The organism is Leucobacter sp. 7(1) (assembly GCF_900163635.1).
Taxonomy (GTDB): Bacteria; Actinomycetota; Actinomycetes; order Actinomycetales; family Microbacteriaceae; genus Leucobacter.
Map to the genome: position 1 here is coordinate 19602 of NZ_FUID01000069.1, position 11655 is coordinate 31256.

The window sequence follows — 11655 nt, forward strand, 5'->3', positions numbered from 1 at the left end:
CGCGATGACCCACCAGACACAGGCCACCGAGACCGGCATCACACGTGCGAACGAGATCCTGCGCCGGCTCGCCCCGGCGGAAGGCCTGCTCCGCGCTGACGCGGCAGCGTCAGACGCCTCCGGCGCGATCGCCCCCGCGGTCACAGCGGCGATCCGGGAGGCAGGCGGGTACCGGCTCTCGGCGCACGGAGAGGTGGGAGGTGCCGGCCTGGTGCGCGTTGCGGCCGGGCTCGCCAGCGTGCACGCGTCAGCCGCCTGGAATCTCGTTGTCTCGCACACAAACAGCCTGCTCGCGCAGTCATTTGCGCGCCTCAGCGGGACCGCGTTCCCCGCAGATCCCGATGCCCAGTGGTGCGGGGTGTTCGCCAGCACCGAGGCCCACGCCGTCCCCCAGGACGCCGGTTCCCCAGGCTGGGTGGTTGACGGCGTGTGGCGCTACGCGTCGAACAGTGACCTGGCCGAGTGGGCGCTCCTCAACGTCGCCACCGCGGAGCACGGTGCGGGGTTTGTGTGGCTGCCGCGCGCGGCGCTCGCCGTACAGTCACGCTGGGCGGCACTCGGCTTGCGCGCCACTGGCAGCCACACCCTTGCGGCAACGCAGCTGGAGGTGCCGAGCGCGGCCTTCCTCCCGACCTCGGTGCTGTTCGGGCCCGAACCTGATGGGCCGCTCGCACTTCGGGTGCCGAGTCGACTCCGTACCGCGCTCGGCCTCGCCGCCGTAGGAGTGGGGGCCGCGGAGGCGCTCGTCGCGGGCCTTGCGGCCTCAATCCAGGCTGATGCGGATCGTGCGCGCGTTGCCGCACTGCCCGGACGCGGGATCGACAGGCCCGGGGTGGCGCAGACACTCGGGGCCGCTCACGCCCGCGCCCGGAGTGCGCGAGCGGCGCTCTTCGCGACGGCGGACGAACTTGACATCGCGGTCGCGCACGGTGATCCGCTTCCAGCGGCACAGCTCACCGAGGCCCGGCTGATGCTGGGCCACGTCACCGCCGACGTCGCGGCGGCGACGCACGAACTGAGCCTCATCGCCGGATCCCGCGCCTGCCTCGAGGGTGATGCTGTGGGCCGACTGTGGCGTGATGCGCACGTCATCACGCGCCATGCAGCGCTCTCCCCCACTGTTGGGTTCGAGCTGGGGGCACGGGCGCTTATAGACCCGGGTGAGACTGACGTGCACGCGGCCGTCGGGCCGCTTGCTCCGGCGAACTAGGTGTCAGCTGACTGTGGGGCGAGCGTGGCTGTGATGCCCGCGAGCACCACATCAAGCTTTGCCACGAACCACGCGAGGGGTTCCGAAACGATCGCGGCTTGCACACTTTCGCGCAGCGCGGCTCGTTCGGGGGCGAGCCGCGGGGATACCGACGCGGTGTCGGACTGGCCCGAGGTTCCGGATGCGGACTCGGCTTCATCGACAAACCAGTCCGCGCTGATGCGGGCTCGTCCAGGGCCTGCGGAAGACACCAGCTCGTCGAGATGCTCGGTTGCGCGCCGGTTGTCGGCCACCAGATCGAACACGAGGTCGCTGCTGAGCACCGCGTGCTCCGCGGTGAAGCCCGCACGCATCAGGGCGGCGCTCACATCAACGAACAGTGCGGCCATTGCGGCGGGAACGACGCCGCGGGCGACCTCCGTTGCCGACCCCGGGTGCGCGGCCAGGGCCTGCCATGCGGCATGCGCATACGACTCGAGCATGGGCCGCCACGGCCCGGCAAGAGCTGGCCACGCGACGTCCGCGAGCGCCTGTTCAAGACCAATACGCACGAGCGCGTCGCGATCCGGCGCATGCCGATACAGCGTGCTCTCCCCGACCCCGAGCCGGTCACGCACCGCCGCGAACGTCAGTTCGTTGAATCCCACGTCGAGCACCGTCCGCGCGATATCGTCTCGACTGATCCGCGGGGGTCGCCCCCGACGCGCGCTCTCGACCATCCTGCTCCCCTACTGTGGACTGTCGCCCGCCACACGATCTTGCGTGCGCGGTGTGAACCGTGGATGCAGGCACACAAATGCGCACACACCGGCCATAATGACTGCCCCCACAATAACGGGCAGTGGCTGCCACGCACCGTAGAGTGCGGTGCTCACTGTCGGGGCGACCACGAACGTGAGGCCGTTCGTGGCACCGATGAGGCCAGCGAGGCCGCCCTGTTCCTCACGATCCATCAGGAGCGAGGGGCCAGCGGCGTACCCCGGCATCGCGATTCCGAGGCCGAGGCCAATAAGAAGCATCGCGGCGGTCAACGCCACCGGGCCGATGCTCGGGATCAGGACAACAAATCCCAGCACGGCGAGCGCCGAACCGACACGCAGGAGACGCGGCGGGGCCCAGCCGCTGCGCGGCACGATGACTGTTTGTGCCACGACCATCCCTACGCCGGCGGCAAGCAACACTCCACCGGTCGCGAGCCCTGTGCGCGCAGCGTCGAGCCCGAAGCGGTCTTGCACGATGAAACCCGCGATCACCTGGATGCAGCCGAGCGAAGTGAGCATCCCGAATCCGGCGAGGAGAAACGGCCACACGCGTGGGTCGGTGGCGCGCACGCGGGGCGGATCGGCGATGAGTTCGTGCCGCGGCTCACGCCGCAGGCCGAACGCAACAATTGCGAGTCCGATCGCGAGCAGCACCGGGACCACAATGAGCGGGGTGAGCAGCCCGAAGCCCGCGAGGGCGCCACCGAGTACCGCGCCCGCCATCATCGCGATGCCCTGAACTGCACCGACACCCGCCATCCCCTTGACTCGGGCAGCTTCGTCGGGTGTCACGTCTGCGATGTAGGCCTGTGCGGTGGGTGGGACCGCCGCGAGTGCCGTACCGAAACCGATGCCGCGGAGCAAGACAAAGAGCGCGAACAATGCGGTGCCCGTCAAGACTCCGCGCATGCCCGCCGCGGCAACCATCGCGAAACCCGCCATTGTTAGGGCGGCCAGGGCGAGTGCGGCGACGAGCACGGGCTTGCGCCCCCACGACTGCGAACGCCTCCCCCAGAACTGGCTGGTGGCCACCACCATCACTGCGGCAGCGCTGATCGTCGCACCCACCTGCCATTCCGCGAGCCCTACCTCGCGCGCGAGCGGCGCAATGATCGGGTTGAGTGTCATCTGCGCCAGGTACGCGAGGAACACCGCGGACAGCAAGAGTGGGATCTGTGGGCGGGGCGCTGGATGGCTGCGGTTCATGGGACTCCGAAGGCTAAGAATTGTGTCCGAACGGTGGGGCGAATTCACCGTAACACATTAATGGGAGTGAACCCCCATTAATGTGTGACGTCGGTGTCTACACCACCCCACGAGTACGGAAAATGTTCCGAACTTGATCAGGGCTTGATCAGGGAAGCTGAGTACCTTTGCTCTCAGCGGGCACCCCCGAGTGGCTCGCTGACAGTGATATTCACTTCATGGACGCGAACCTCCGAGGACTTCCCATGGACTCATCGGTAGGAGGACATTGTGTCTGCAATTTTGCGTCGAGTGATCTACGTGATCACTTATGAAGCGTTGGCGATTGTGTTCATCACCCTCACACTGCTCGCGCTGGGACACGGGGGCGCGGGTTCAGGCATCGTGGCCGTCGCCTCATCGACAGTTGCGCTGATCTGGAACTTCGCCTGGACCTCGCTGTTCGAGTCGTGGGAGAAGCGTCAGGCATCACAGACCCGCACGGTGCCGCGCCGGATCGCGCACGCGGTGGGCTTCGAGGGCGGCCTCGTAGTGTTCCTGATCCCCGTGCTCTCCGGGATTCTCGGCATCTCTCTGCTGGACGCCCTTGTCCTCGAGCTCGGTATCCTGGCGTTCTTCTTCGTCTACACCTTTGTGTTCGCCTGGGTATTTGACCTGGTGCTGCCGCCGGCGACGCGGGATCACCCCGAGGACTCAGCCAGCGCGAGTCAGGCGCACGCGCCGCAGCAGTAAGGCTCTGTATGACGCGAAGCGTGAGCGGGTTGGGCCTCCCCACCGAACCCGCTCACGTCAGCGCCTCTCGAGGTTGTTCCACGTGCCCGGCCACGCCTGCGGTCCAGTACCCAATGGCCCGGTGCCGGCTGCGCGGCTGGGCGTGCACACCGCGCAAGATGTCCCGCACCCGCCGCGCCACTGCCGCTTCGCACGCGACCCAGGAATACCCCGGCCCGTCAGGCAAACTCAAGCGTTCGACGGTGTCTGGCAGCGCGCTCGCAGCGCCGCCCGCATCAGTCACCCAGGTCCAGGTGACCTTGCCCCGGCTTGCAATCTCTTGACAGTCCGCCTCGGCTGGCACTTCCACGACCGCGTGTACGACCATACCCTCCGGCAGTTCCTCGACGATTCGGGCGAGGCCTGGCAGCCCGGTCGCATCGGCAACGAGCAACTGCCACTGCGTGTCGACGGGGGCTGCATGATACGCGCGGGAGGCCGCCGCGCCCCGGAAGACACCGAGCACATTGCCGGGCTCGGCCGAGCGGGCCCAGCGTGCAGCGACACCACCATCGTGCATCACAAAGTCGACGTCGAACTCTGCCCCGTCGCCGTGCACCTTTCGGGTCGTATAGTGTCGCCACGGCGGCGAGGAATCTTGTCGCGTGATTCCCGCGTGCTGGTCATTGAAGTACGACACGTCAGCGGCGACCTCTCCCGGGCGCGGAAACGCGAGGTCAATCCGCTCGTCGCCACGCCCGTCGGTGAACCAGCGCCACGGCCCGACAGCGCGCAGCCGGACCCGAATCACCGACGGGGAGATGCGGGTGACCCACACAACCTCTGCTGGTTCACAAAATGCCACGTGCCGCTCCTTCGTTGTTCTGGGGTTCGATATCCCGGCCGCGGGGTCGCGGCGCGCGCAACAGCTCGGCCCGGGGAATCACAAGCGGAGTGCCGGTCTCCGGGTCGGTCACGATCCGGCACGGGAGTTCGTAGACCTCGGTGATCAACTCCGCGGTGAACACCTCAGACGGTGGTCCGGCAGCGACAACGCCCCCGTCTTTCATGACGATCAGGTGCGAGGCGTAGCGCGCGGCCTGGTTCAGATCGTGCAGCACCGCAACAATCGTGCGGTCGAGTTCTCGCCGCAACGTCTCACACAGCTCCAACACTCCGTACTGGTGTGTGATGTCGAGAAACGTTGTGGGCTCGTCAAGCAGGAGCACGGGCGTCTGCTGTGCCAGCACCATTGCGACCCATACTCGCTGCCGTTGGCCACCGGAAAGCTCGTCGACAAGCCGCCCCGAGAGTTCGCTCGTTCCTGTCGCCGCCAGCGCTTCTCGCACCACGCGCTCGTCCTCTTCGGACCAGCGGCCAAACATCGACTGATGCGGATAGCGTCCGCGGGCCACCAGGTCTGCGACACGGATACCATCCGGCGAAAGCGATGACTGCGGCAACAGCCCGAGCCTCGTTGCGAGTTGCTTTGTGGGGATACTCGCGATCTCCTGACCCTCCAGCAGGATGTTGCCCGCCTCGTAGGGCAGGATCCGCGCGATCGCCCGCAAAAGCGTGGATTTTCCGCACGCATTCGGCCCGATAATGGCCGTAAACTCGCCCCTGGGTATTGAGCAGGTCACGTCCGCGCACACGATCCGATGTTCATACCCGACACGTGCGCCGCGCATGTCGATTGCAGCGGACGTGGAGGAGCCGCTGGGCTGCGCGGTGCGCAGCGGTGATGTCTTCATTTCTTTCTCCGGTATTCGCTGGCGAGTAGCCAGACGAGGTAGGCGCCACCGATGATCACAGTGACCACACCGACAGGGAACCCCAGTCGCTGCGCGGTGACGTCGGAACCCAGCAATATGAATGCCCCAATGAGCGCTGATGGAATGAGCACGAGCCCGGTGCCTCCGACAAGACGTCTGGCGATTTGTGGCGCGGCCAGCGCGACAAATGCGATCGGGCCGGCTGCTGCAGTCACGAGCGCGGTGAGCGCGACTCCTACGATCACCGCAGCAGCACGCACCCGGTTCGCACGGATCCCCAGGGCGCGAGCCGCGTCATCCCCCAGCTCAAGCTGTCGAAGCGGGGGGACGATGAGGTGCACGAGTACCAACAGCACCGCGAGCATCGCAACCATTGGCCAGAGCTGTTCGTGGCCCAGTCCGTTGAGGGAGCCCGCCGCCCAGACTGCGGCGAGCATCGCAGAGTCCACATCGCTCGACAGCAGGAGCATGGAATTGATCGAGCCCAGCAGGGCTGCGACCCCGATCCCCATGATGATGAGCCGAAACGAACCGACGGTGCCGCGGCGCACCGCGAGCAGATACACGATCGCCGCTGTGACGGCCCCGCCAATCAGCGCCCCCGCCGCGATGTCGAGGTATCGGGCAGAACCGAGCAGCAGCATCACGACAATGGCCCCGGTGTAGGAGCCGGTTGAGAATCCGATGATGTCGGGCGAACCGAGCGGATTTCGCGTGAGCGACTGGAAGATTGCTCCGGACACCGCCAGCGCGATCCCGCAGCACACCGCAAACACGAGCCGTGGCAGCCGCCATTCGAAGACAATGAGCCGGGCCCGCGAGTCAGCATCGAGGGTGAACAGCGCTTCGAACACCTGGCCCGGAGAAAGCTCGTATGCGCCCATGCTGAGAGACGTCACGCCGAGCGCGATCGTCGCGAACGCCAGAATCACGCACACCACCAGGCTCCGCACGGGGACGATACCGGACAGCCCCCTCATTCTGAAGTTCAGGGCACGGTACCCGTGATCGAGGTTCGCCTCCGTGACGCCGAAACTCGCACCTCGGGCTCTCATCCGATCGCGCAACCGCTCGCGCACGGGTGCTGGGCCGCTCACAGCTCACTCACCGACTTCCGACGCGCGAGCAGAATAAGGACGGGCGCGCCAACGAGCGCGGTGACGAGGCCAACTCGGAGTTCCCCGCTTGGCAGCAGGATTCGCCCGACGATGTCGGCACCCAGCAACAGGATCGGCGAGACAATCACCGTGAAGGTGAAAATCCAGCGTTGATCCGGCCCCACACACCAGCGCACGATGTGGGGCACCATCAAGCCAACAAACGCAATCGGCCCCGTCACCGCGGTCGGAGTCCCCGCGAGGAGCGTCACTGAGAGGATCACGGTCATGCGGATCTTGCTGATCTTCACTCCGAGCGAGGTCGCGAGCTCGTTCCCCAGAGCGAGGGCGTTGAGCGGGCGGGCCACACAGGCCGCGAGCACGATCCCGACCGCAATCAGCGGCGCGAACGACAGCGCAGTGTCGAGGCCGCGACCACTCAGCGATCCGACGCCCCAGAAGCGCATCGTGTCAAAGGTGTCGCGGCTCGCAAGCACAATCGCCGTCGTGACCCCGCTCAGCACGGCCCCGATCGCCACACCGGCAAGGGTGACCTTGGCGGGAGTGGCCTGCCCGCCCCCGAGCGTCCCCAGAAGGTACACGACGACAGTCACCGCCCCGGCACCCACCAGGGCACACCACACGTAGCCGAGCGGCGCGGTGACGCCAAGCAGACCGACCGCCAACGTGACCGCGAACGCGGCACCCGCGTTCACCCCGAGGATGCCGGGATCCGCCAGTGGGTTGCGTGTGAACGCCTGGATCAGCGCACCGGACAGGCCAAGCGCGGGGGCGACGACAAGCCCGGTCACCGTTCGCGGAATTCGTAGTTCGTGGATCGTGACGTGCGCCTCGATGCTGGGGTTGTACGCCCGGAGCGCCTCAACAATCGTTCCGAGTCCGATGTCGCGCGCCCCCACACTGATACTGAGCATCACCACGCTCACGAGCAGGCCAAGCACGAGCACCAAGCTGAACGTGCGCGCCAGGTTCGACGCGAAGAGACCGACGGCGGCGTCTCGCCGGGGCCCTGTTTCAGGTCGGCGGGCGACACCGTCTTTTTTCTTCGCAGCGGTTCGTGCCGTGCTGGGCTCGCTCACGGGACGCTCCTTCTCGATCTGGGTGCTCAGGGCACCCGCCCATCGGCGCGAGGACACCGTGGCGCTAGCGCGCGACGAGCTCGGCGAGCTGCGGAACCAGGGTGTCGAGCGCCCACGGAATGTTCAGGGCTGTGGGCGACGAGGTGGCCCACACGAGGGAAGGATCGGTGAGGACGAGGTCTTTTCCGTCGGCGACAGGCTTCCAGAGGCTCACGAGCGGGTTGCCCAGCGTGCGCTCCTTGTCGTCGTCATTGCCGGCCCAGGCGAGGAACACGTCAACGTCGTCGTAGTCACTGAGAAGCTCAACGCTGACGCTGTCACTCGAACCAAGCTTGCTGCGCTCAGCAAAATCGAGAATTGAGGGCGGGGTCCGGAAGCCCAGTGCCTCAACAAACTCCACGCGCGGGTCCGCAGGGAAGTAGAACGTCAGATCGGTGGATCCTTCGGTCAGGCCCATGCCGTACGCGAGGCTCACGCCGTCGAACTCGGGGTGCGCGTCAGCGTGCTCGGCGAACAACTTCTCCGTTGAGCTCAGCAGTTCAGCGGCTTGGTCAGTGCGACCCAAGGCCGTGCCGACGGTCGTTGTCAGATCTTGCCAGTTCGACGCCCAGGGCTGCTCCGCGTACGCCACTGTCGGTGCGATCTCGGCGAGGCGCTTGTAGTCCTCCTCGGAAATGCCCGAGAAGGGCGCGAGAATGACGTCGGGTGCGAGCCCGAGAATCTGTTCAAAGTTCACCTCGCCGCTGCGCTCCTCCGCATCGAGAGTTTCCGGGAGCGGCGCGCCCATGTCTTCGACGGCGTCGCGGAACCAGGGCAGATACCCCTCATCGTCGGCGCCCCAGCCATACGCGGGAACCGCGACCGGCACCACGCCGAGGGCGACGACTGCGTCTTCCGCCGCCCACCCGAGTGTGATGACCCGCTCCGGCGCTTCGGGAATTGTGGTCTCGCCAAACGCGTGTTCGATGGCCACAGGGAAGGTATCGGTGGCCTCGGTAGTTGCGGTGGTGCCGGAGTTCGCTTCGCCCGATCCACTCGCCCCACCGGCGCAACCGGACAATAGCGCGGCCGTGGCGAGCAGTACAGCGATCAGAGGGGCGGGTTTCGTCAAGCGCATGGACAGTCTTTCTTGGTCAGAGAACCCGTACCGCAGCACGGAGTAAGGCTTACCTCACCAACATAGGATGTTGCCGCGCGGCATGGCAGACAACTATTTACGCGACTCGGACATTGCCCACTGGCTGCCCCGCCCGCTACAGGGTCACTGCGCGTGGGGCGGATGGAAGTCTTTCGGGTTTCGGCCGAGCACACGGGAGAAGGCACCGCTGAACGCGCCGATGGTTCCGTAGCCAACGCGGCGGGCCACCTCCCCCACCGGAAACCCTTGATCGAGCAGTCGCACCGCAAGTTCCATTCTGGCGAGCGTGCGCCACTGCCCAAATGTCTTGCCCGTACTCACCCGAAACGCGCGCGCAAGCGTCCTGCTGCTCACCGATAGCCGCACCGCCCACTGCTCGATGGACTGCTCGTCTGCAGGATCCACGAGGAGCTCGCGACAGATCCGCGCAACTCGCGGGTCGTGCGGGATCGGCAAGTGAATCGCGGGTGCCGGCTCGGTTGAGATGAGGCCGAGACAGACGCGCTGCGCCTGGACGCGGTCCTCGCGCGGCATCCCGGCGTCCGCGAGATGGAGTAGCAACTCCCGCACCGCAACAATCATCTGCACCACCGCCACCTCCGCACCCCTCCCAGGCACGGCTCCGGGGGCAATGTGCAGAGCCAAGAGGTCCCCAACCCGATCCGGCACCGAGTGCGGCGTGCCAGCCGGCACCCAGAGCCCCTGACCCAGCGAGACGCTCCTCACGTCACCCTCGACTTCAACAACACTTGACCCGCGCTCCGGCCAGAAGACCACGTGCTCGGGATGCGCGTGGGTGTGCTCAGTGCAGGAGTTCTGCTCGTCTTCGTAGACAAACTTCAGATACCGGGTGCGCAGCAGATAGCCCTCCGCGACCGTTGCCCCCGTGACCGGCGGCCAGTCCGCATAGCGCGCCGCGGTCATTCCGCTGGGCGCGACCACCAACTGCTTCATGCTCCGCATCCCCACCTGGACAATATGTCTGATGTGACCAAGGATAGCCTTACCCAGACACCTGGGCTGACCGCGGGACGAGGCAGCCCGTTCGACTCAGGATGCGGCGCATCGAGAGGGGGCAGCCTGAACAATTTCGCGGAGCATTTCATTGGCACCACCGCAGGCGAGAGCGCGATATCCCGCCTCCAAACTGACCCGCCGAAACGTTCACCCCTCGATTCAAGGCGAGCAGTTGCCAGTGAAATCTGCTCGATGCCAATATTCAGGAATCGAAACGTACCGCTAGTCCCTCCACGAATGTGGTTCCTAGCGACCAGAAAGGCTTTGCTTACGCTGGACCGCAACAAGTATGCACAACCCGAAGACGCCAGTCGCAATAGCCCCAAGAAGTGCCACCGGCAATTCGCCGCTGCCAGTCTCTGCGAGACGTGCAACAGTGAAGACGTCTTCGCTGCCCGGTGCCGACGTGTCAGAGTTCTCGCCGCCCTCGTCATCGTCGTTGCCTCCCGCATTCTCGGCTGGCAACACGATGAACGAGCCCAAGGGTTCTGTCGCAAACCACGATTGGTCCTCTAACCCACACTGCGGATAGCCCGCCTCGTACACCCCGGCAACCGCGTCTTTTGCAATCGTGAACGTGTGATCAAAGCTTCCGTCAGATCTGATCTCGGAAACCGCGAGTGAGAAGGAGTTTTCGAGGCCTACGACGTCATCATTGTCAGCCCAGTTGATACCTACCCCGACATAGTCTCCTGGATCACCACTCAGAGTGCATGTCCCACTGAGGCGAACTTGGTCACCGGGCCTTGCTGTCATGGGTGAGAGCGTGACCTCGACAACCAGATCTGGGAAGGGCCAGTCGTCGTCAGTGGCCTCTTGGACGGGTAGTTCAAGTCCGCCCGGGTTGGGTGCGCCTGACGCTTCACCACCGTCGCCATCTCCCACGCGAACCCCCGCTACGCTCACGTTCGCGGACGGCGTGATTTCCAAGAATGAAGTTTCCGCTGGTTGTGCAGGTTCAACGACCGCGGCTGCGGGGGCATCAAATGCAACAAAGCCCTCTTGCAGGACGTCAGACGACAACGCGCCGAGGTCGCCAGACTGAACCAAGGCATCGAGGGAGGCGTCTCCGCCGATCGCACGAGCCTGATGCGGCGGAGCAAATGCGATCCCGGAAGCGCCGAGAATCAGGATGGCAAGTGTGGCAAAAAGGGGTCCATGTCGCCGGTGCCTTGACCTCGAGGGTCGCTCACGCCTCGAAGCTTGTTTCTGCACAACGAATGGGGAAAGCGTCATCGGCCGAGCCTTTCGTAGACCCCATCCGTCAGCATCACCCAAGCTCGCTGAGAACACGACCGCCGGCCTAGTTTCGTGATCCTTCCGTTAGGGCGGCAGCTTCGCCTCTCTGAGCCTCAGCGCTAGCGCGAAACAGACGCAATTCGGGAGGCGACAGTAGCCCGAAGTCAGCTTGGCAAAGACTCTGGCCTGTCCCAGTGCTGCTGGCCCAAGTCTGGCTCAGGAGCAGGTGACATCTGAAACGAGCCTCCAGTCCGGTTATCAATCTTGGTCGCAAACCTCTGGAGGAATGCGAACTATTGCGAGAGAGTGAGATCGAATCCTGCGCTACCAAATGCCCCGAACCATCCTGACCCCAGCGATTGCCACCAACACATTGCGACCATTGCCTATTCAAGGAGCGA

The 11655-nt window shown here is 65.4% G+C and carries 11 protein-coding genes; 2 read left to right on the forward strand and 9 right to left on the reverse strand.

Translation table 11 applies throughout. From position 1 onward, the window contains the following. The first annotated feature begins 4 nt into the window (after positions 1 to 4). The gene (locus FM113_RS13365; protein WP_087015319.1) at positions 5 to 1210 is read left to right on the forward strand and encodes a hypothetical protein; all 1206 of its coding nucleotides are present in this window, start codon (positions 5 to 7) and stop codon (positions 1208 to 1210) included. On the opposite strand, the gene FM113_RS13370 is transcribed toward FM113_RS13365, so the two are convergent. After that, entirely contained in the window at positions 1207 to 1929 is a 723-nt protein-coding gene (locus FM113_RS13370; protein ID WP_087015320.1) for a TetR family transcriptional regulator, read from the reverse strand. The genes FM113_RS13365 and FM113_RS13370 overlap by 4 nt on opposite strands. A 9-nt stretch (positions 1930 to 1938) precedes the next feature. Continuing rightward, positions 1939 to 3177 (reverse strand): MFS transporter, encoded by a 1239-nt coding sequence (locus FM113_RS13375; protein ID WP_087015321.1) that lies wholly within the window; start codon positions 3175 to 3177, stop codon positions 1939 to 1941. A 270-nt stretch (positions 3178 to 3447) separates the two neighbouring features. Between FM113_RS13375 and FM113_RS13380 the strand changes: the two genes are divergently transcribed. Continuing rightward, complete coding sequence (locus FM113_RS13380) at positions 3448 to 3909, forward strand: PACE efflux transporter (RefSeq protein WP_087015322.1); 462 nt, start codon at positions 3448 to 3450, stop codon at positions 3907 to 3909. 52 nt (positions 3910 to 3961) lie between these two features. On the opposite strand, the gene FM113_RS13385 is transcribed toward FM113_RS13380, so the two are convergent. The 7 genes from FM113_RS13385 to FM113_RS13415 all read right to left on the reverse strand — a co-directional run bounded on the left by FM113_RS13385 (position 3962) and on the right by FM113_RS13415 (position 10945). Next, positions 3962 to 4753, reverse strand: coding sequence for a siderophore-interacting protein (locus FM113_RS13385; protein WP_087015323.1), 792 nt, complete (start codon positions 4751 to 4753; stop codon positions 3962 to 3964). Further along, complete coding sequence (locus FM113_RS13390) at positions 4740 to 5579, reverse strand: ABC transporter ATP-binding protein (protein ID WP_254909012.1); 840 nt, start codon at positions 5577 to 5579, stop codon at positions 4740 to 4742. Before FM113_RS13390 ends, FM113_RS13385 begins: the two co-directional genes overlap by 14 nt. A gap of 59 nt (positions 5580 to 5638) precedes the next feature. Beyond that, entirely contained in the window at positions 5639 to 6760 is a 1122-nt protein-coding gene (locus FM113_RS13395) for an iron chelate uptake ABC transporter family permease subunit (protein WP_254909008.1), read from the reverse strand. After that, on the reverse strand, positions 6757 to 7860 hold the full coding sequence (locus FM113_RS13400) for an iron ABC transporter permease (RefSeq protein ID WP_254909009.1): 1104 nt from the start codon (positions 7858 to 7860) through the stop codon (positions 6757 to 6759). Before FM113_RS13400 ends, FM113_RS13395 begins: the two co-directional genes overlap by 4 nt. Positions 7861 to 7924: 64 nt before the next feature. Continuing rightward, positions 7925 to 8971 (reverse strand): ABC transporter substrate-binding protein, encoded by a 1047-nt coding sequence (locus tag FM113_RS13405; protein ID WP_176387233.1) that lies wholly within the window; start codon positions 8969 to 8971, stop codon positions 7925 to 7927. 150 nt (positions 8972 to 9121) lie between these two features. Next, positions 9122 to 9952 carry an AraC family transcriptional regulator gene (locus FM113_RS13410; protein WP_176387234.1) on the reverse strand — a complete coding sequence of 277 codons (831 nt, stop codon included), beginning with the start codon at positions 9950 to 9952 and terminating at the stop codon, positions 9122 to 9124. Positions 9953 to 10261: 309 nt separating this feature from the next. After that, on the reverse strand, positions 10262 to 10945 hold the full coding sequence (locus FM113_RS13415) for a hypothetical protein (protein WP_140393371.1): 684 nt from the start codon (positions 10943 to 10945) through the stop codon (positions 10262 to 10264). Between the last annotated feature and the right edge of the window lie 710 nt (positions 10946 to 11655).